The organism is Dehalococcoidia bacterium, assembly GCA_035528575.1.
GTDB lineage: Bacteria > Chloroflexota > Dehalococcoidia > E44-bin15 > E44-bin15 > DATKYK01.
The window spans coordinates 110338-129684 of sequence record DATKYK010000020.1 but is presented as its reverse complement, the minus strand read 5'-3'; the positions used below and the strand labels follow the sequence as shown (position 1 = coordinate 129684).

Sequence of the window (19347 nt, the reverse complement as noted above, 5' to 3'; positions counted from 1 at the left end):
AAGATCAAGAATGCATGAATTAACTAAAGAAGGAGAAGGGAATTGACTAAGTTTCGAATACTAGCTACGATTATCTTTCTAGCGGCGGTGGTGGCCTTGGGGTTCCCGTTGTTTGCCGGGGCCCAGCTCCCTCCCTCCCTGTACCGCTGCATCGTATATGAGGATGGTGCGCTTGTGGGCGCAAATTATAATGTCACTGCCTATGTAGGAAGCGAGACAGCTCCACGGGTTTGGGAATTAACCAGCTCCTACGGAGTAGCTATCCTGGAGGTTCCGGTGACCGGGGCGGAGATTAACTCGACTGAGCCTATTAGCTTCAAAGTCGATGGTGAACTCGCCACCGAGACACCGGACGTTTCCGTTACAATGGAAGCACCTGAGGTCCGCCTCTACATCGGTACACCGATGCCTACGCCCGGTGGTGGTGGGTTAAGCGGGGGAGCGATTGCGGGGATAGTGATAGGTTCGCTGATAGCGTTGGGCTTGATAATATGGCTCATAATAAGGAGAAGAGAATAATATAACCCTAAATTCGAATGGCCAAAATCCAAAAGTGTGGGTCCGTGGTTAGGCTGGCCGACGTCGGCCAGCCTAACCACCCGGGGTTGAGGTCTTGGATTTTAAAAATTAGAACTTTAAATTTGTTTAGTGCTTAGAAATTAGTATTTAGAATTTAACCTGAAGCCGTGCTTCGTTCTTCCCCTCGGAAAGGATATGGAGATGAGTGGGGGAAAATTCGTCAGAATCCTTGTCCCCGCTCTGGTTATTATCGTTGCCCTCAGCCTGATATGACACACCAGGACGGGTTATGTAGCCATTGGGAAATGTGTCAGTAACCCTGTTTTGCTTTAGAATCACCACCAGGTAGACGGGGAGCATGACACTAACTGAATAGGGTTAGCGCATAAAGGGTATGCATCGAAATTGACTTAGTAAGAAAGCAAGGAGAGAAATGAGCAGAGTGCATAAGTTGCGAACAGTGGCTACCATGTTGATGCCGGTGTCACTATTGGCCTTCGCTGTGTCGGTGTCGATGGCTACAGCGGTCGGTGCGGATACCACGAGCCCCTGCGCCTACATAGGCTACGCATTTGTGGATGATCAGGCGGTGCCTGCTGGCACTGGCATCCGCGTTCTAGAGGACAGCATGGTATTAGAAGATACAACCACCGGCCTGGAGGAACTGGGTGACAATCAATTCTACCTGCCTAGCGTAATTGCTGAGGTGGGGACGGAGGTTAACTTCGAGATATGGTTTGATGGGGAGGATGGTTGGCTGCCCGCAGACGAAACCGCTATCCATGAAGAGTCTGGCAGGAGGGTAGAGGTTGACCTGCATGCCTGGAGTGGCACACCGGTGACACCAAGTGCTACCCCTACCACTGCGCCTACGGCAGCCCCCACTGCTTCGCCTACTAACGATGCTACACCGACGCCCACGCTCGGTGGTGGCGGGTTAGGTGGAGGAGCGGTTGCGGGGATAGTGATAGGTTCGCTGATAGCGTTGGGCTTAGTAATGTGGGTGATGATAAGGAGACGTAAGAAATCCAAAATTTGAAATGCGAAATCCTAAACAGGCACAAATGACCGAAATACAAAAGCGGGGGTCCGGGGTTAGGCTGGCCGACGTCGGCCTGCCTAACCACCCGGGTTTGAGGTCTTGTATTTTGAAAATTAGGACTTTGAATTTGTTTAGGATTTAGTGCTTAGTATTTCTAATCTGAGGATTTAGTGGTGTGGCTGCGGTGAGAGGTGGTCTACACCAGCTTCCCCAGCCTGTGGCCGCCAATAAGGTGGAAGTGGAGGTGGGGCACCTCCTGCCCGCTATCGGGACCCGAGCACACTATCAGCCGGTAGCCGCTCTCTGAGATACCCTCGCTCTTTGCCAGATCGCATGCTACATAGACCAGGCGTCCTATGAGTGACTGGTGCTCGGCACAGATGTCGGCAGGCGCCGGGATGTGTTCTCTGGGTATGATGAGGACATGGGTTGGCGCCTGGGGATGTATGTCGCGAAAGGCGATGACCTCATCATCCCGATAGATAGTTTCGCTCGGTAGCTCGCCGCTTACAATACGGCAAAAGATGCAGTCCTTGTTCACCTCACCCCCTGGCCCCCTCTCCTCAAGGAGAGGGGGGAATATATCTGGGGGACACCCCCAGCCCCCCGCAAGAGGAGGATACCCCTCTGGACTCCCCTTTCTACTAGGAATAGGGAGAGAAATATATCTTGGGGACACCCCCAGACCCCCGCAAGAGGGGGATACCCCTCTGGACTCCCCTTTCTACTAGGAATAGGGGGGGGAATATATCTGGGGGACACCCCCAGCCCCCCGCAAGAGGGGGATACCCCTCTGGACTCCCCTTTCTACTAGGAATAGGGAGAGAAATATATCTGGGGGACACCCATAGACCCCCGCCCCCGATTGTACCGGGGGCCTCCCCTTGTAAGTCGCAGGCAGTCTCCTATTATACTAGCCCGGGGATTGCCACGTCACTAGCCCCGATCTATCGGGGTCGCAATGACAGCACTGTGTCCGGCTCCTCACAATGCCGGGTAGCCTGGAGCGGATGCCCCAACCTGCCCATAAAGCGCCTGAAACGCTGAACTCTTGGCTAGAGCCCCAGGCCCTGGGCTACTTTCTCCCGGTGCCAGTCGGAGGTGCCGAACAGCGACTCAGCTGCCTTGGAGGCCTTGAAGTACAGCGGCATGTCGTGATCCATGCAGAAGCCGATGCCACCGTGGATCTGGTGACCAAGCTGGGTGACACGCCGGTAGGCATCGTTGGTCCAAGCCTTGGCCATGGAGACCTCCATGGTGGCGGGAAGCCCCTCTGAGAGCTTCCAGGCTGCCTGATAGGTGATGAAGCGGGAGCCATCTACATCGGTCAGCATGTTGGCGCAGTGGTGCTGTATCGCCTGGAAGCTGCCGATGGGACGGCCGAACTGGATCCGCTCCTTGGCATAGGCCACGCTCATGTCGAGTGTCGCCTGAGCGCCGCCGACCATCTCGGCACACTTGGCCGCCGCTGCCTTCTCCAGCACCTTCTCCACCACCGGCCAGCCCTTGTCCACCTCGCCCAGCACGCTAGCCTTGGGTAGCTTTACGCTGTCGAAGCTGACCTCGCACTGCTTGCTGCCGGATATGGTCCTGAGCAGCGTGGTGGTTATCCCCGGCGCCTTTCCGTCCACCACAAACAGGGTGATCCCATCTTCGGGGGCACCCCCTTCCTTGGTTCGGGCGACGACTATGATATAGTCAGCGATGTGAGCGTTCTCCACGAAGAGCTTGGTGCCACTTATCACATAACCGTCACCGTCGGCCATCGCCTTGACCGTAATCGCCGACGCATCGTAGCTGGCGCTGGGCTCGGTTATGGCCAGCGTGGCGATGGCCTTGCCGGAGGCTATCTTTGATAGGAGGTCCTTTTTCTGCTGCTCGCTTCCCGCTTCAAGGATGGTGAGTCCAGCGAGCACCACCGTGGAGAAGAAGGGGCCGGGGAGACAGGCGCGCCCCATCTCCTCGAGGAGCACTGCCAGATCGAGGAAGGTCATACCCATGCCGTCGTATTTCTCGGGGAAGGCCAGGCCCATCCAGCCCAGCTCCGCCATCTTGGCCCACATCTCCGGCTTGTAGCCCACCTCGTCGTCGGCCATCTCCTTTACCAGGTCAGTGGGGCATTCCGTAGTAAGGAAGTCGCGTGCTGAAGTTCGTAGCATCTCCTGTTCTTCGCTAAAGCCTAGGTCCATAATACGCTCCTTTTTTTGAACTTTTTAGAACTTTTATATACTTACGCCCGGTTATTTTTCATTGACATATGTTATTTGGACAATTAATGTAGTTTAAGAGATTCAGCCTCGGGGCAGGCCCAGGCCCCTTGTGGCAATGGCATTTCGCTGTACCTCGGAGGTTCCGGCTGCTATGGTAGCGCCCACGCCGAGTATGGACTGCAGCGCCATGTTGCATTCTGGGTCGGCCCATTTAGAGTCCCTCATCAGCATCCCGTAGAGCCCCATAAGCTCCGCTCCGGTGTGGCCCGCGTGCTGCTGGAACTCGGAGCCGAAAACCCTCGCTATCGATGCCTCCCACTCGGGCTCCTGGCCCAGGGTCTGCAGCCAGGCAACCCGGTAGGCCAGCATGCGGGCTATACGCCCCTCGATGTAGAGGTTTGCCAGCTTCTGCCTCACTACAGGGTTCTTTACGGGGGTGTGTCCGTCTGGCTGCGGCTTCTTCGACCATTCTATCAGGCGGTCGACGTTCCGCAGAGCGAGGGCGATACGGTAGATGCCGGAGCGCTCGAAGCCGGCAGCGGTCATCGCTACCTTCCATCCGCGGTTTATCTCCCCCACGACGTTCCTCTTGGGGACTCTGACGTTATCGTAGAAAACCTCAGAGAAAGAGCGCTCCTTGGACATGGTGACCAGCGGGCTGACGGTAATCCCCGGGGTCCTGAAGTCTATCAGGAAGAAGGTAATCCCGCGGTGTTTGGGCTCGGCGTCGGGGTCGGTCTTGGCTAGCAGGAAGCACCAGTCGGCGTGATGCGCCAGGCTGGTCCATACCTTTTGCCCGTTGATGACCCAGTCGTCTCCGTCATCCACCGCCCTGGTCTTCAGGTTCGGCAGGTCCGAGCCAGCCTCTGGCTCGCTCCATCCCTGACACCACACCACCTCTCCTGTAGCTATCTTGGACAGGTGCTCCTTCTTCTGCTCCTCGTTGCCGTGGGTCATGAGCGCCGGGGCCAGCATGCCGACTCCGCCGAAGTCCAGACCGGGGGCACCGTAGTAGTTCAACTCCTCGTTCAGGATGACGCTCAGCATATGCTCGTCCTGCCCGCCGTATTCCTTGGGCCACCCTATGTTGAGCCAGCCCCTTTCCGCCAGCTTCCTGGTCATGGAGCGTGCGACCAGCCAGTCCTCATCCGTCTCCACGTGCCCGCCCACGCCAGCCTCGAAGCCAGGGGGCAGCTCCTTCTTTATAAAGTCCCGTATCTCCCGCCTGAACCTCTCTTGCTCTGGAGTGAAGCTAAAATCCATTCTCCTACCTTTCCCATCAACGTTTTAAATGTTTAACGTTCTAAAGGCCAAGCGACCGGGCGACCACCTCTCTGTGATCTTCAGTATTGCCGAAGGCGGGGTCGGCAGCCATGGACCTTCTATAGTACAGGCCCATATCGTGGTCCCTGGATGTGCCGATGGCCCCGTGCACCTCCACCCCATCCTCGCTGACCTTCTTATAGGCCTCGTTGCACCACGCCTTAGCGATGGATACCTTGTCGGCGCACTCCAGACCCTCGGAAACCATCCAGGCAGCCTCGTAGACGATGTTCTTCGATGTGTCCGTCCTGATAAACATATCCGCCAGCATGTGCTGTATCGCCTGGTATGAGCCGATGGGCCTGCCGTACTGCACCCGCTCCTTGGCATAGGCCACGCTCATGTCCAGTACTGCCTGCATGCCGCCGATCATCTCGGCGCACTTGGTCATAGTGGCCATCTTGAGGGTTTTTGCCACGATGGGCCACCCCTTATTCACCTCCCCAATCACGTTGCTCTTGGGAACGCTGACATTATCGAATACCACCTCGCACTGCTTGTCCGTACCCGTTGTGGCGAAGGCATCTATCTTGATGCCGGGGCTATTGGATTCCACCAGGAGCAGGGTGATGCCATCCTCCGGGTCGCCACCGCTCCCGGTCCTGGCGACGACCACCATGTAGTCTGAGGCGCTGGCGAATTCGACAAACAGCTTGGTGCCGTTTAGCACGAAGCTATCCCCCCGGTCCTCTGCCTCAAGCTCCACGCAGTCTGCGGTATAGCCCGCGCTGGGCTCGGTGAGCGCCATGGTCAGTATCGCCTCGCCGGTTGCCACCCTGGGCAGTATCTTCTTCTTCATCTCCTCTGGACCCGCCTCGACGATCGGTGGCGAACCCAGCACCGCTGTGGCGAAGTACGGGCTGGGCAGTATGTTTCGACCTATCTCCTCGAAAACGACCACCAGGTCAAAAAATCCCATGCCCATTCCGTCGTACTGCTCTGGTATCATCAGCCCCTGCCACCCCAGCTCTGCCATCTTGCTCCATATCTCCGCCGAGTAGCCCTCCTCGCTCTCCTCTATGGTTCGCACCATCGCCTTGTCGCACTCGGTGGACAGGAAATCACGGGCCGAGTTACGCAGCATGTCCTGCTCTTCAGTAAAATCGAGATCCATGTTTCGCTCCTTTACTTAATCCTGGGCAGTCCCAGACCGACCCAGGCGATGATACTCCTCATGATTTCCGATGTGCCGCCCCCCAGCTTGTACCCGGGCGTTATCTGAGCCAGGTTCTCGAACTGGCCCTTGAGCACCGCCCACTTCGAGCCTTTTGCCACCGTACCATAGAGGCCCATTATCTCGATGCCGGTGAAGGCGAGTCTCTGCCACAGTTCGGTGCTGTTGACCTTTGCCCCACACGACGCCGCGGCCGCCGCCATAATATCCCCCTTCTCCTGTAGCCAGCCGCAACGGTAGCTCATGGCGCGTCCCACATCGATATCGATCGCCAGTTGGGCCAGCCGGTGGCGCACGAAGGGGTTTTCGGCTAGGGGTTTGCCCTTCATCGTGGTCTCCTTGCAGTAGTTCACCAGCTCGACCAGGGCGCGCTTCACGCCGGAGATCACGCCCACGCTGGAGCGCTCGAAGTTCATGGTTGTCTGGGTGACCGACCAACCCCCGTTCACCTCGCCGATGATGTTCTTCGAAGGGACACGAACGTCGTCGAAGTATATCTCATTGAAGTGTGTAGAGCCGTCCATGCCCTCGATGGGAACAACACTGACCCCGGGGCTCTTCATGTCCAGGATGAAGAAGGTGAGCCCCTTCCCCCTTTTCTCCTCCGGGTTGGTCCTGGCAAGCGTGAAGCACCAGTCGGCGCGGTGGGCGCCGGTGTTCCAGCACTTCTGCCCGTTTATGATCCAGTCGTCGCCGTCCTTCACCGCCTTGGTGGTCAGCGAGGCCAAGTCGGAGCCGGCGTCGGGCTCGCTCCACCCCTGGCACCAGAACCTCTCTGCCCTGGCGATGGGGGGCAGGTGCTCCTTCTTCTGGTCCTCGGTTCCCACCGCCAGCAGGGTGGGACCTATCATACCGACCCCAAGGGGGTCGACACCGGGTGCGCAGTAGTACCCGATCACATCGCTGAATATGAGCTGCTCCATCATGGGGGCACTGCACCCGCCGTATTCCTCGGGCCAGGGCCTTACCAGCCAGCCCTTCTCCGCTAGCCTTTTTGCCATGTGTACATTGAACGGCCAGCCTACGTCGTTAAAAAGGCCCTCCAGCCCCCATACCCAGTCCTCGGGCGCATTCTTCATCTCCTCCTCGAAGAAATCCTCAAAGCCCTTCTTAAGCGCCTCTTGCTCCGGGGTGAGTTTGAAGTCCATTTCTACTCCCTTCTTCAGTTACGCGCTATTTTCTGCTCTATATGCTTTTCCATCCCCCTTCAAGCCGGGGACAGGTGTATCTTCATAAAAGGTTTGAGGGTGGCGAAATAATCATTTGAGATTCACGGTGAGGCGGGTTACTGTCCTGGCAATGTTTAATGTTCTTGGTTACCAGGTCGCCGAGGGCGTCCACATCTGGCCATTGGAGTACGGCAATTACGTCATAGGGATCGGCAATCATATCCACCGACCTTATCTCATCCATCTCCTGCTGAAGAGCAGTGAGGCTGGTGACCACTACCTCCTCCTGGCCGTATCAACCCAGATAAGCACAAAGGCCTTTACTGCCATGGCCTCCTCCCATCCTCGAGTCCAGTAGTATTAAATAATCAGCCAAGCTCCTTGCCGAAGATGCCACAAAACATGGTACAGTGCGGGGGCTGTCCGCCCAGGTTATGGGTCAGCCCCAGCTTGGGGTCCTTTAACTGGCGTTGGTCAGCCTTTCCCTGAAGCTGCTTGTACATCTCGTATATCATTCTCAGCCCGGATGCCCCGATGGGGTGGCCGAAGCACTTAAGCCCGCCATCCGGCTGCACCGGCAATCCACCATCGAGATCGAAGAACCCGGACTCGATGTCTTCCCTCATCCCGCCGCGCTTGCTGAACTGGAGGTCCTCCATGGTTACAGCCTCGGTTATGGAGAAGCAGTCATGGACCTCGGCCATGCTGATCTCCTCTCTGGGGTTTTTCACTCCTGCCTCCGCGTAAGCGGCAATGCCCGCACGGTAGGTGGACTCGACATGAGTATAATCGTACTTGACCGTAGTACTGCCGTCTGCCGGCGCTACGCTCAGCTGCATCGCCTTGATGTAAACCGGATCGTCGCGGTACTTCTTGGCCTGATCTGCAGGCACTATTATTGCGGCCGCCGACCCGTCGGATACGCCGCAGCAATCGAACAGTCCCAGCGGCCAGGCGATTATGGGCGCCTTCATGATCTGCTCTATGCTTACCTCCCTGCGGAAGTGGGCCTTGGGGCTCATCGTGCCATTGTGGTGGCTCTTCCATGAAACGTGTGCCAGCATATGCTTCCCGTCTTCGGGACTGATGTTATAGCGGTCGAAATACTTGGTGGCTAACATCGAGAACATGCCCGGCATAGTCATGGTGAATATAAGCCCGTTCATATCCAGGTTCCGCACCGCCAGCCCGCTGAGGCCCTGGTCCTTTATCTTCTCAGCACCCAGTACCAGTACCAGGTCGTAGATGCCGGCGGCTACAGCGTAGCTGGCATTCCTGAGGGCGTCGGAGGCGGTGGCGCAGGCGTTCTCCACTCGACTAACCGGTATATACTGCAACCTGAGCGGCCCGGCCAAACCCTGGCCGGTCAGGCCGGTGGTATCGTAGTAGTTGCCGAACCAGGCAGCCTGGATGTCCTTCTGCTCAACGCCGGCATCCTTATATGCCTCCTGGGCTGCCTCTACTATAAGGTCAACACGGCTCTTATCCCATAGCTCACCGAACTGGGTGCAGCCCATCCCGATAATGGCGACTCTATCTTTAATACTTCCTGTCATTTCATCCTCTCTCTAGCACCTGATGGGGCGTGTCTTCCAGAAATATTGGTGAATGCCGCGGTCGGTAAAGAGTTTCCTGAAGGTCATCTCCACCTCCGTTCCCACACTAAGCTCTTTGCCTCCGCGGTCGGTCATGTCGAATATACCCCTGCCCCCGCCGTCGAAGTCTACCACGTTAACGGTGGTAGGAGGGTCGTTTGAATCTGCCAAACTGTCCTCGGTGTAGGTAAATATCTTGGACCTCTTATCGGAGAACTTGTAGGGTTCCATCTGGTCTACCGCCTGGCAATCGACGCATACCCGCAGGGGGGTAAAATAGCCGTAGCTGCCGCCCTGGCTGAACTGGGGGGTGCCGCAGGCCTTGCACTTCACTCCGTACAGGGCCAGGGCTATCGCGGCATCCCGGTGCAGCGCCGCTATGGAGACCGGGGTCTGCTCGGAGCGACGTGCCCTCTCCAGGGTTACCAGCTTGCGCCAGCGCAGGTAACGGTCGTAGTTCTCCAGCATCCTCTTGGACTCGAGGTGTCTCTTGATCCCACGCCGCTCCCCGAGCTTCTTTATCTCGTCGGTTACCTTCAGGATGAAGGCATCGGCACCGTTACCGTAGCTGGCCCACAGGATCTTATCGCCCGGCTTCGCATCCTCAAGAGCGGCCACAAGGATCATCAGGGACTGGGCGGAGCCGGTGTTGCCCACGGTGGTAAACAGCGGGTCCTGCACCTGCTCGGGCTCGAATTTCAGCGACTTGGCAACCTGCCCATGCCTTCTAGCTTCCAGCGTTGTGTTGTACACTACCTTGGCGAAATCCCCCGCTGATGCATCGTACTTTTTCATCAGCCCCTTGATCGCCTCCGGTAGTATCAGGGAATAGCCCTTGTCATAGGTCATGCGGTCTTCCCATACACGGATGAATTCGTCCTGATCCGAGCGCCATATGCCGGAGAACTCATCTGAGATATGATAGCTTCCTTCGATGGTGGCTATGACATTCTTATCACCTATGAGCAGGGCAGCGGCGCCGTCCCCCAGGGCCATTTCGAAGTCGCCCGCCGGAGCCGCCATTCGGTGTTCGCTACAGGTTACCAGTATGCTACTTGAGGAGCCGGCATTGACTGTATCTATGGCGGTGGCCACGGCGCTGGTACCCGCCCTGAGCGTATCGGTAATATCCAGGGTGCGGATATCACGGCGCATGTCGAGTGCGGTGGCCAGTATGCTGGCGCATAGCCTCTCCTTGTAGGTAGCGGTGGTGGTGGCAAAAAACAGGCCATCGATTGTCTTCGAGTCGGTGCCCGTTAAACAGTCGATGGCCGATTCCATTGCCATGGTCATGGTGTCTTCATCGAAATTGCAGACGCTCCTTTCCCCCGCCATCTTTGCGCCGCCCCAGGATTTGTAGAATATTTCGCGTGACATCCGGTGCAAGGGGACATAAGCGCCATACGATGTTATTCCTGCTGCCATATACTTCCTTTCTATACTTCCTTTTTTTGGCCTAGCCGCATCGCTCAAAGATGCAGGGGGTTGGGAAAAAGGCGGCTAGCGAAAGCTGGAAAAAACGTGATCCCAGTTGTTCAGTATACATTACTGCTTGATGTGGCGTCAAGCAGGTGCACTCGTCTAGCAAATTAGTGACACAGTACAGCTAGCCGGCTTTTCACCGTCATCGCAAGGAGCCCTAGCGACGAAGCGACCTCGGTGGTAGCGGGACGCTGAGATTGCCGCTGACCCTCATTTTAACCGTCATTTAGACGAGCCCTGGCACTCTTAGGGACATCACCTATAATTGATGTTGAGTGCGAATCGAGAGAATATGTATGGTGACGCCAAAAGCGATGAAAACCAGGATGATTCTAACGGCAATAATCTGAACCGCAAAAGCGACTGAACATCCTATCGTTATCCACAGTAGTAAAATGGAGAAAGCCTTCAGTTTTAACGGGACTCCCTTTCCCTCTTGGTAGTTCTTGATGAATTTTCCAAAAAAGCGGTTACTTAAAAGCCAATTGCTAAACCTTCTTGAACTTCTGGCATAGCACGCTGCAGCTAGCAAGAGGAAGGGAGTAGTGGGTAAAAGGGGCAGGAATATGCCAAGGATAGCAAGCCCTAAAGAGATGGTTCCTGCAAGGGTCAGCAGTCGATTTCTCAAATTGCATAGAGTTGGTCTCTTCAGGTATTTTTTCATCGTGCTACGTCCGGTGGTTAACCTTTTACATCTCTGCCAGTTGGGTGTCAAGACCGAAGGGCAGTAGTCCCAGCATGTGTAGCTATCTGAAGTTGGGATTGAGGTAGCAGGGATGAGAGCAATTCTCTCAAAACAGTTGAACAGTGGCCAGCTTAGCTATGAGACACCGGTCCTCACATTCGGGTTGGTACTAAGGCAGGGGACAGGCCACTTGCCCGAAGCTGATAATCCCTTTTAGGCCTGTAATAACCCCGACTAATCTTCCCAAAGGTTTCCGGTCATAGATCCCGTATGGACAGGTTCAAACGAATCAAAGTATATGTCCCGGACGGTTCTCATGTTTTTCCATAGTATCTCATATCCTTTGAGCTGGCTTGCTGCTTGTACTTTTTTCTGCCATAGCGCGATTTCTTGTTCCGTTGCCTCTCGCTTTTCCCCTACGACACCCATAATCCTCACAGCAGGCGGTGATGTAAATTCTCCACTGAGAAGAGACTCAAACCAGAATTTCTTGTCGCTGTTAACAGCCAATACACATACCCGCTTATTTCGCTCTAGATTTTTTAGCGTGGTGCTGAGGAACTCTTCAAAATAGAATCCTGTGGCATCGTCACGGAGTATTAAAGAGCCTATCGGTGTAATGTGTGGCGCCCCATCGTCGTTTACAGTGGCTATCGCACAATGCAAGCAACTGTTGAACGCTTCCTGAACAACCTTTGAGATAGTATCCCAATGCCCGCCGATTTCCATAGGGCACCTCCTCAAGCGTTATCTAAGGGGCGCCGACGATGCAGATGCTGCATATGAACCGGCCGGGGTTGCCCCCCTGATTATGGGCCAGCGCCAGCCTCACATCCTTCAACTGGCGCTCGGGCAACTGGGCGCGTCCCAGGATCTCTACATAACCTTCGAAGACCTCCCGGATACCACTGGCTCCGATGGGATGACCGAAGGATTTCAGGCCGCCGCCGACGTTAAAGGGGTTTTTACCGTCGAGGGCGAATTCACCCGCTTCGATGTGCTCCTTCGCCTTTCCCTTCTCGCAGAAGCCCAGGTCTTCGTAGCACATCAGCTCGGCTATAGAGAAGCAGTCATGGACCTCACACATATCGATCTCCTTTTTGGGGTCCTTTATGCCGGCATCGGCGTATGCCTGCTGTGCCGCCCTTATGGTTTCCTCCCAGTGGGTGTAGTCGTAGTCGGTGCGTACCTTGCCCATTCCCGGGCCTGCTGCGAGGCCGAAGGACTTGATGGTGATGTATTCATCCTTGTATTTCTTGGCGTCCTCGGTGCGACAAAGGATGGCTGCCGAGCCACCATCGGTCACCCCGCAGGCATCGAACAGGCCAAGGGGCCAGGCGATCATGGGGGCGCTCATCACCTGCTCCTCGGTAACCTCCATACGCAGGTGGGCCCGCGGGTTGAGGAAGCCGTTATGATGGCTCTTCACCGATATCTTGGCCAGGGTTCTCTTCCCCTCCTCCCCGCTCAGGCCAAAGCGGTGGAAGTACCTGGTAGCGGCCATGGCATAGCGCCCTGGGGCGGAATCCCCGGAGCCGATTACTGGGTGCCACTTCTCGCTGCCCGCTGATTGCACCGCCATGGGCAGTCCACCGTAGCCGGTGTCCTTGAGCTTGTCGAAGCCGACAGCTAGCACCAGGTCATACGCCTTGGCGATCAAGGCGAAGGTCGCTGCCCTCAGCGTCTCCATTCCGGTTGCGCAAACATTCTCCAGCCTGGTGACCGGGATGTAGTCGGTCTTCAGCGGTGCTGATAACTGTGTCGCTGTTGAGCCCATCAGGGTGCCCACCCAGGCTGCCTGTATATCCTTGGGGTCGATGCCGGCATCCTCATAGGCCTCATAGGCGGAATCGATAACCAGGTCATAGGCATCCTTATCCCAAAGCTCGCCGAACTTGGTGCAGCCCATCCCGATGATGGCAACCTTATCTTTAATGCTCTCTGACATGTCTTTTCCTCCTATGATACCCTTATCGGGCGGCATTTCCAGAAATAGTTGTGAAGTCCAGCCCCATCGTGGATCTTCCTGAAGGTCATCTCCACCCGCATGCCGATTTCGATCTGTGTGGTATCGCGGTCGGTCATGGTGCAGTAGATTCGGCCGCCATCGTCGAAGTCATCTATTGTCCAGACACGGGGCGGGTCTACTTCCACTGCCCGCTCGTCCATGCTAAAGGTAAAGACGGTGGCCTTCCTGTCGGCAAGCCTCACCTCCTCGTAATCGTCTTTAGCCTGACAGTAGGCGCATACCCGCTGTATGGGGAACTGGATGTTTCCGCAACTGCGGCAGCGGCAGCCGTGAAGTGAAAGAACCTGTTTGCGGTCGCGCCACATAATGGGCAGGGAGCTGATATACTGGGGTCGGCGGTCCGCCTCTCCCTGCATGAGATTGCGGAAGCGGACGTATTTCTCATAGTTGGGTATCTCCATCTTCGAATCCCGGTGGCGCCTTACCCCGCGCCGCTCCCTGACCTTCTCTATCCCGTCGGTTACCTGCAGGACGAGGGCATCGGCTCCGTCGCCATAGCTCGCCCACAGGATCCTGTCCCCCGGCTTGGCCTCTTCCAGAGCGGCCACCAGCATCATGGGGGCAAAAGCAGCGCCGGTGTTGCCCACCGAATCGAACATCGGGTCCTGAACCCTGTCAGGGTCAAGCTTAAGCCGCCTCACCATCCTCCCGTGACTCCTGGCATCGGGAGCGTAATATACGACCTTGGCGAAATCCTGGAGGGTCAAGCCGCACTTCTTGAGCAGCTCTGAGACCACCTGCTGCAGCTTTTCGCTATAGCCGTGCTCCAGGACAAAGCGGTCCTCCCAGGTGCGGACGTAGGTATCCTCGCTCCTTTTCCACACATCGAGGAAGTCACTGGAGATGGAATGGCTGCACTCGATGGCTACGGCGACATCCGAATCTCCGATGAGGAAAGCGGCGGCACCATCGCCGAATACGGGCTCGAATTCGGAGCTTGGCGGGGCCAGGCGGCAGTCGGCTGCGGTTACCAGGATGTTCTTTGCCGAGCCGCTCTTGATGGCGTCGTGGGCAGCCTTAATGGCGCTGGTGCCTGCCCTTAACGTGTTCCCCAGGTCCAGGGTGAAGAGGTCGTCGCGCATATCAGCCGCTGCGGCCACGATGCTGGCGGACAGCTTCTCATCGTAAGGGGGCGTGGTGGAGGCGAAGTAAAGGCCATCCACGATGCCATGCTCCATGCCGCTGAGGCAATCGATGGCTGCCTCCACCGCCATGGTAATGCTGTCCTCATCGTAGTTGGCCACCGCTCTCTCCCCCTTTCCCCCTCTTCTCCCCCAGGCTCGGGCGAGTTCATTTGCGCTAAGTCTATACACCGGTATATAAGCGCCGTACGATTTAATACCGATCACTTTTCGCTCCTCTCTATTATCTGATGCAAAGCATCCCTATTTTACCTTGATACGGGCAGCCAGGTCAAACGCTCTGTAATCGTACAGTACATTAGCCACACGTCACCGTTTGCCCGCTTTTACCCGTCATTGCCGCGAAAACTGAGCCCTGATATGGGCCGACACTTCGGCCCACCCCCATACCCCTGCTAGAGGGGATTCCCCTATGGATTCCCCTTTATAGCTCCTAAATATTGACCCGTGCTGTAAACGCCTGGACAGGGGGGTGTCCCATGCTCGGTCGGAGTAATATAATACCTATCGTGGAAAGGCTTGTAGACGGGGCCAATAGGCTGGGGCTCTCCCTCAACCCGGAACAGGTGGCGCGTTTTAAACTCTACTATGAAGAGCTTATCCGCTGGAACAGGAGGGTGAACCTCACTGCCATCGTGGACTACGAGGAGGTGCAGTTGAAGCACTTCCTCGACTCCCTCACCGTCGCACTTGCCCTTGAAGGGGTGCCTTCGCATGTACTCGATATAGGTAGCGGTGCCGGCCTCCCCGGAGTTCCGCTTAAAATCCTCTACCCTGATATAGGCCTGACACTGGTTGACTCCGTCCATAAGAAGGCTGCCTTTCTCCATCATCTCACCGGCGCGCTCGGTCTCGAGGGGGTGGAGGTCTTGGCCGAGCGCGCAGAGCACCTGGCTCATGATGAGAGGTACCGCCAGGGGTTCGATGTCGTGCTATCCCGGGGGGTGGCCAAGCTTTCCACGCTCGCTGAGCTGGCCCTGCCCTTTTGTACCCCGGGGGGCGCCTTTATCGCCATGAAGAAGGGGGAGATAGACGATGAGGTCGCGGCGGCAGCAAGAGCAATAGGCATGCTCGGGGGCCAGCTTAGGGAGGTCAAGCGGGTTAGCCTGGGTGAGCTTGGGGAGGAAAGGGCGCTGGTGGTCGTTGATAAGCTCACCCCCACCCCCCAGCGCTACCCTAGGCGTCCCGGCATCCCGGGGAAGCGCCCGTTGTAAGTGGATTATCTAATAGGGACAGAGGGTTCTAAGGCAGCAGCGGGGACAGTCTGGAGTTTTTCGGCAGACCTCCTTGCCGTGGCGCACCAGCAGGGCGTGGTATTCGTTAAACAGGCGCTCATCCCGGGGGAGGTTTTGGGCAAAGAGCGCCTGGAAATCCCCGTAGCTATCCTTTGAGGGGGCGAGGCCGAGGCGACTCACTATCCTCTTGGTGTAGGCGTCGATAACGAAGCTGGGCCGCCGGGCGGCGTAGAGCAGTATGGAGTCCGCGGTCTCCTCCCCCACCCCGTGAATGGACAGAAGCTCCTGGCGTAGCGAGGCGGTATCGAGAGTAAATAGCCTATTGAGGTCGCCTCCGTATTTACGATCGAGCCTTTCGACGAACGATTTGAGCTTCAGAGCCTTGGCGTTAAAGTAGCCGGAGGGTCGGATGAGGAATGCTAGCCTCTCTACGGGGAGATCATGAAGCGCCTCCGGGGTTAGGGCATTTCCCCCCTTCAGGTTGGAGATAGCCTGCTCCACATTGGTCCAGGCTGCCGACTGGGTGAGGATCGCCCCCACGACCACCTCGAAGGGTCCATCGGCGGGCCACCAATCCTGCGGGCCGTACCTGTCAAACAGGCGATTGTAGATGTCGATTAAGGCCGCGGCTGTGTCCTTATCTTCGATACCCAATCCGGCATCCTTATGTCCTCAGGTTTATCGACCGGAGTCATGTATGATTTGATGTCGAGCACGGGGGTGCCGTCGATGGCGTCCAGTCCAGCCACCGTGAGGATGTTGTCATGTCGACGTAGCAGCTTCACAACGCTCACGCCGATGGGATTGGGGCGAGAGGGTGCACGGGTGGCGAACAGGCCAACCAGGGGCAGGTCGGCGCGGCCCCTGGGATGGATTCTCGTCGGAGGTCGATTTTCTCTTGGTACCAGATGCATCCAGAAGACCACCATGATATGCGAAAATTCATCGAGGCCATCGAGGTGCTCTGTCCATTCCTCGTCGATCACGATCTCCGAGGTCACCTCCTGCCAGCCTCCCCTCTTGTGTTCCTTGACCTCGCTGCGCACTATCCCGATAGGCTTTAGTACTATCTGCGTCATCGCTTTCTCCAGAGAACTATATTCATGGTTCTGGCATCCCCTTTTTCAGCGTGGGAGTAACAGCGTGCTGAGCCGTAGGAGTGAGGGGCTTGCTCCACTGGCGATTGAAAAGCCGATGTGGGTTGTGCTACGCCAGCCCCCGGGACTTCCTTAATCTGTCGGTCAGCATGGGAACTACTTGGAACAGGTCTCCGACGATTCCATAGGTGGCTACCTCGAAGATGGGCGCGTTGGGGTCTTCATTGATGGCGACAATGACATCGGAGGTCTGCATGCCAGCCAGGTGCTGGACCGCCCCGGAGATGCCGCAGGCGATGTAGAGCCTGGGGCATACGGTCTTCCCCGTCTGCCCGACCTGATGTGAATAGGGAATCCAGCCCTCGTCCACAGGCGGACGTGAGGAACCCAGCGCTGCCCCCAAGGAATCGGCCAGCTCCTTCACGATCTGGAAGTTCTCCGGCCTCCCCAGCCCGCGGCCGCCGGATACAATGACATCGGCATCATCCAGCTTGACCTTCTCGGATAGATCCTCAACGAAATCGAGAAGTTTGGTCCTTGCCGTGATGGCTTCCCTGTCGAAGTCCACCTTTATTACCTCTCCTTGATTATTCTCGTCAGGCGCTCCCTTCTTGAACACGTGGGGGCGGACGGTAGCCATCTGCGGCCTTCTCGCCTGGCACACGATGGTGGCCATGACGTTGCCGCCGAAGGTGGGGCGTGTCTGCAGCAGGAGCTTGCTCTCGGGGTCAATGTCTAGGCCGGTGCAGTCGGCGGTAAGCCCGGTATAGAGGATAGAGGCAACCCTGGGGATGAAGGAACGTCCCATCGCGGTGGCACCGGCGAGAAGTATCTCCGGCCTGTGCTTGCGGATCAGATCGACTAGCGCCCGGGTGTAGTAGTCCTCCTGGTGGTCTGCCAGCGCGGGGTCGTCTGCCAGATAGACCCTGTCGGCGCCGTAGGTAACAAGCTGTTCTGCTCCTTCTACGTTATGGCCGAGGCATACTGCGCATACCTCCGTCCCCAGCTTGTCGGCAAGCTTTCTGCCCTCGGCAAGCAGTTCGTAAGCTACGCTTTTCAGCCTGCCATCCCGCTGCTCGGCGAATACCCAAACCCCGCTGAAGCCCTCGCTGACCTCCTGCACCACCACCTCTATGATTATGGCTTCCTCGGGGCAGGCCTCCACGCAGGCGCCGCACAGGTTGCAGCCTTCATTGATACGCGCCTTATCGTTCTCTATCTCGACCAGGCCGAAGGGGCAGGCAGGCTCACACGAGCCACAGCCGGTACATTTTTCAAGGTCGATCTTGATTGTCAATATTCTACCTAAAATGGGCTAGTACTTAACTTCATCAACCCCTGTGATTATTGCGGAGATAGGCTCACCCTTCAACAGTCTCTACCTATCGTTGCTCGGTATCCACCGAACCTGTCATTGCCCGACTTGTCCGAATGAAATATCGGACTCCGATGCTTTGCTCGGAGATCGGGCAATCCAGAAATTGACTCAGCATGCTTCCTGGATCATCCGGTCAAGCCGGATGATGACCTTGGGGTGTTATCATCTTGTTATGTTGTCCCCTTTTTATATCCAACATATCTATGTTCACCTTACCCATGTAATATTTATCACTGCACGACTTCCACCATACCTGTCATTGCCCGACTTGATCGGGCAATTCAGAAACTAAGTCAGTATACAAATCCCTCCATTCTGGATTCTCTTTTTCTATCAATTCCAATTTTCACTGGCGGTTGTATTTCTTTAACCTCTTTTCCCGTTTAATCGCATTCTCCGGATCACTATACTGTTCAAAATACACTAACTTATTAACACTATATTTCTGTGTAAAACCTTCCATCGCCTTGTTCTTGTGTTCCTATATCCTTTTAAGCAGATTTGAAGTAACCCCAACATATAGAGCCCCATTCCTCTGGCTTGCCAGGACGTAAACGTAGTAGTCTTTATCCATTTCCCTGGATCATCCGGTCAAGCCGGATGATGACCTCGGAGCGTTACGCTTTATCTCAACATAGCTGTTCATTTCCTATATACGCGACTCCTAAATAATCCTCTTCAGCAGTTGCTCCACCTGCTCTTCCGTGCTCCCCTGGAGCATCTCGCTCTTCCTCTCTCTCGGGGAAGAGGACCTGGACCACGAGGGTAGGTGAGTCAGTAATGCTTGCGTTGATCACTTTGATATATGTATCCGCGACTGTCCTGACGGCCATCTAGCTGTTTAGTGCTATGTCAACCTGTCAGCGCCCTTTTTTGCACAGCCGCCTGTTCACACCACACTACCCACGATAAACAGTATTGCAGCAGTCGTAAATATGGGTGGACAAAGCTTATAAGGTATATTTGGTGTTCTAGCCCCAGTAAATAAACTTAATACCGCCATAAAGATGAGCATCACGGCGGATGCCCTGTACATAAAAATCGATACTGAGTTTTCAGTTCCTTCCAGGGCGGTGATTAGCAGTACGAGCATGCCTATGAAGCAAAGCGTTAGACCCTCTGCGATCCACTCCATTGTAAAAACAAGCTTGTTGTCTCTTGATATGGGCTCAAAACCGCTAACGATCCCTTTAGTAAAGGCAATGTGAGCTAATCCCCACAGAATGATTACCGTAGAGCCAATGTAGAGTAAGATATCATTTGTCGT

At 56.1% G+C, this 19347-nt stretch carries 18 protein-coding genes and 1 pseudogene; 3 read left to right on the top strand and 16 right to left on the bottom strand.

The genetic code is table 11. The features are described 5' to 3' along the window. Positions 1–42 precede the first annotated feature (42 nt). Both VMX96_04250 and VMX96_04245 read left to right on the top strand, forming a co-directional pair. A complete protein-coding gene (locus VMX96_04250) occupies positions 43–519 on the top strand; it encodes a hypothetical protein (GenBank protein ID HUU63115.1) in 477 nt (158 codons plus the stop codon). A 433-nt stretch (positions 520–952) separates the two neighbouring features. Then, positions 953–1558: a hypothetical protein gene (locus tag VMX96_04245; GenBank protein HUU63114.1), complete on the top strand. Its 606-nt coding sequence runs from the start codon at positions 953–955 to the stop codon at positions 1556–1558. Between the two features lie 199 nt (positions 1559–1757). Here VMX96_04245 and VMX96_04240 read toward each other — a convergent pair whose 3' ends face one another. The 12 genes from VMX96_04240 to VMX96_04185 form a co-directional block, all read right to left on the bottom strand. Beyond that, on the bottom strand, positions 1758–2102 hold the full coding sequence (locus VMX96_04240) for a histidine triad nucleotide-binding protein (GenBank protein HUU63113.1): 345 nt from the start codon (positions 2100–2102) through the stop codon (positions 1758–1760). Positions 2103–2616: 514 nt separating this feature from the next. Continuing rightward, entirely contained in the window at positions 2617–3750 is a 1134-nt protein-coding gene (locus VMX96_04235; GenBank protein ID HUU63112.1) for an acyl-CoA dehydrogenase family protein, read from the bottom strand. Positions 3751–3852: 102 nt separating this feature from the next. After that, the gene (locus VMX96_04230; protein HUU63111.1) at positions 3853–5034 is read right to left on the bottom strand and encodes an acyl-CoA dehydrogenase family protein; all 1182 of its coding nucleotides are present in this window, start codon (positions 5032–5034) and stop codon (positions 3853–3855) included. A 40-nt stretch (positions 5035–5074) separates the two neighbouring features. Next, positions 5075–6208, bottom strand: a complete 1134-nt coding sequence (locus VMX96_04225) for an acyl-CoA dehydrogenase family protein (GenBank protein ID HUU63110.1) — start codon at positions 6206–6208, stop codon at positions 5075–5077. Positions 6209–6219: 11 nt separating this feature from the next. Continuing rightward, positions 6220–7416 carry an acyl-CoA dehydrogenase family protein gene (locus tag VMX96_04220; GenBank protein HUU63109.1) on the bottom strand — a complete coding sequence of 399 codons (1197 nt, stop codon included), beginning with the start codon at positions 7414–7416 and terminating at the stop codon, positions 6220–6222. An 82-nt stretch (positions 7417–7498) separates the two neighbouring features. Beyond that, positions 7499–7714, bottom strand: a complete 216-nt coding sequence (locus VMX96_04215; protein ID HUU63108.1) for a hypothetical protein — start codon at positions 7712–7714, stop codon at positions 7499–7501. A gap of 91 nt (positions 7715–7805) precedes the next feature. Next, entirely contained in the window at positions 7806–8993 is a 1188-nt protein-coding gene (locus tag VMX96_04210) for an acetyl-CoA acetyltransferase (protein ID HUU63107.1), read from the bottom strand. Between the two features lie 12 nt (positions 8994–9005). Then, positions 9006–10457 carry a 3-oxoacyl-[acyl-carrier-protein] synthase III C-terminal domain-containing protein gene (locus VMX96_04205; GenBank protein ID HUU63106.1) on the bottom strand — a complete coding sequence of 484 codons (1452 nt, stop codon included), beginning with the start codon at positions 10455–10457 and terminating at the stop codon, positions 9006–9008. Between the two features lie 316 nt (positions 10458–10773). Continuing rightward, positions 10774–11178: a YbaN family protein gene (locus VMX96_04200; GenBank protein ID HUU63105.1), complete on the bottom strand. Its 405-nt coding sequence runs from the start codon at positions 11176–11178 to the stop codon at positions 10774–10776. Positions 11179–11433: 255 nt separating this feature from the next. Further along, a complete protein-coding gene (locus VMX96_04195; GenBank protein ID HUU63104.1) occupies positions 11434–11928 on the bottom strand; it encodes a pyridoxamine 5'-phosphate oxidase family protein in 495 nt (164 codons plus the stop codon). A 22-nt stretch (positions 11929–11950) separates the two neighbouring features. After that, positions 11951–13147, bottom strand: coding sequence for an acetyl-CoA acetyltransferase (locus VMX96_04190; GenBank protein ID HUU63103.1), 1197 nt, complete (start codon positions 13145–13147; stop codon positions 11951–11953). 11 nt (positions 13148–13158) lie between these two features. Further along, positions 13159–14577 carry a 3-oxoacyl-[acyl-carrier-protein] synthase III C-terminal domain-containing protein gene (locus VMX96_04185; protein ID HUU63102.1) on the bottom strand — a complete coding sequence of 473 codons (1419 nt, stop codon included), beginning with the start codon at positions 14575–14577 and terminating at the stop codon, positions 13159–13161. A gap of 272 nt (positions 14578–14849) precedes the next feature. Here VMX96_04185 and rsmG point away from each other — a divergent pair, with 272 nt between their 5' ends. Further along, positions 14850–15584 carry a 16S rRNA (guanine(527)-N(7))-methyltransferase RsmG gene (rsmG, locus tag VMX96_04180; GenBank protein HUU63101.1) on the top strand — a complete coding sequence of 245 codons (735 nt, stop codon included), beginning with the start codon at positions 14850–14852 and terminating at the stop codon, positions 15582–15584. A gap of 9 nt (positions 15585–15593) precedes the next feature. Here rsmG and VMX96_04175 read toward each other — a convergent pair whose 3' ends face one another. The 4 genes and pseudogenes from VMX96_04175 to VMX96_04160 form a co-directional block, all read right to left on the bottom strand. Beyond that, entirely contained in the window at positions 15594–16253 is a 660-nt protein-coding gene (locus tag VMX96_04175) for an endonuclease III domain-containing protein (GenBank protein HUU63100.1), read from the bottom strand. Then, complete coding sequence (gene tsaA / locus VMX96_04170) at positions 16223–16684, bottom strand: tRNA (N6-threonylcarbamoyladenosine(37)-N6)-methyltransferase TrmO (GenBank protein HUU63099.1); 462 nt, start codon at positions 16682–16684, stop codon at positions 16223–16225. Before tsaA ends, VMX96_04175 begins: the two co-directional genes overlap by 31 nt. Positions 16685–16811: 127 nt before the next feature. Continuing rightward, on the bottom strand, positions 16812–17999 hold the full coding sequence (locus VMX96_04165; GenBank protein ID HUU63098.1) for an FAD-binding protein: 1188 nt from the start codon (positions 17997–17999) through the stop codon (positions 16812–16814). Positions 18000–18426: 427 nt separating this feature from the next. Further along, positions 18427–18654: pseudogene (locus VMX96_04160) on the bottom strand (GIY-YIG nuclease family protein). Positions 18655–19347 lie beyond the last annotated feature (693 nt).

Coding starts and splice junctions, on each gene's coding strand:
- VMX96_04245 (HUU63114.1), top strand. CDS start 953: ATGAGCAGAGTGCATAAGTTGCGAACAGTGGCTACCATGTTGATGCCG.
- VMX96_04235 (HUU63112.1), bottom strand. CDS start 3,750: ATGGACCTAGGCTTTAGCGAAGAACAGGAGATGCTACGAACTTCAGCA.
- VMX96_04230 (HUU63111.1), bottom strand. CDS start 5,034: ATGGATTTTAGCTTCACTCCAGAGCAAGAGAGGTTCAGGCGGGAGATA.
- VMX96_04225 (HUU63110.1), bottom strand. CDS start 6,208: ATGGATCTCGATTTTACTGAAGAGCAGGACATGCTGCGTAACTCGGCC.
- VMX96_04220 (HUU63109.1), bottom strand. CDS start 7,416: ATGGACTTCAAACTCACCCCGGAGCAAGAGGCGCTTAAGAAGGGCTTT.
- VMX96_04210 (HUU63107.1), bottom strand. CDS start 8,993: ATGACAGGAAGTATTAAAGATAGAGTCGCCATTATCGGGATGGGCTGC.
- VMX96_04205 (HUU63106.1), bottom strand. CDS start 10,457: ATGGCAGCAGGAATAACATCGTATGGCGCTTATGTCCCCTTGCACCGG.
- VMX96_04200 (HUU63105.1), bottom strand. CDS start 11,178: ATGAAAAAATACCTGAAGAGACCAACTCTATGCAATTTGAGAAATCGA.
- VMX96_04195 (HUU63104.1), bottom strand. CDS start 11,928: ATGGAAATCGGCGGGCATTGGGATACTATCTCAAAGGTTGTTCAGGAA.
- VMX96_04190 (HUU63103.1), bottom strand. CDS start 13,147: ATGTCAGAGAGCATTAAAGATAAGGTTGCCATCATCGGGATGGGCTGC.
- rsmG (HUU63101.1), top strand. CDS start 14,850: ATGCTCGGTCGGAGTAATATAATACCTATCGTGGAAAGGCTTGTAGAC.
- tsaA (HUU63099.1), bottom strand. CDS start 16,684: ATGACGCAGATAGTACTAAAGCCTATCGGGATAGTGCGCAGCGAGGTC.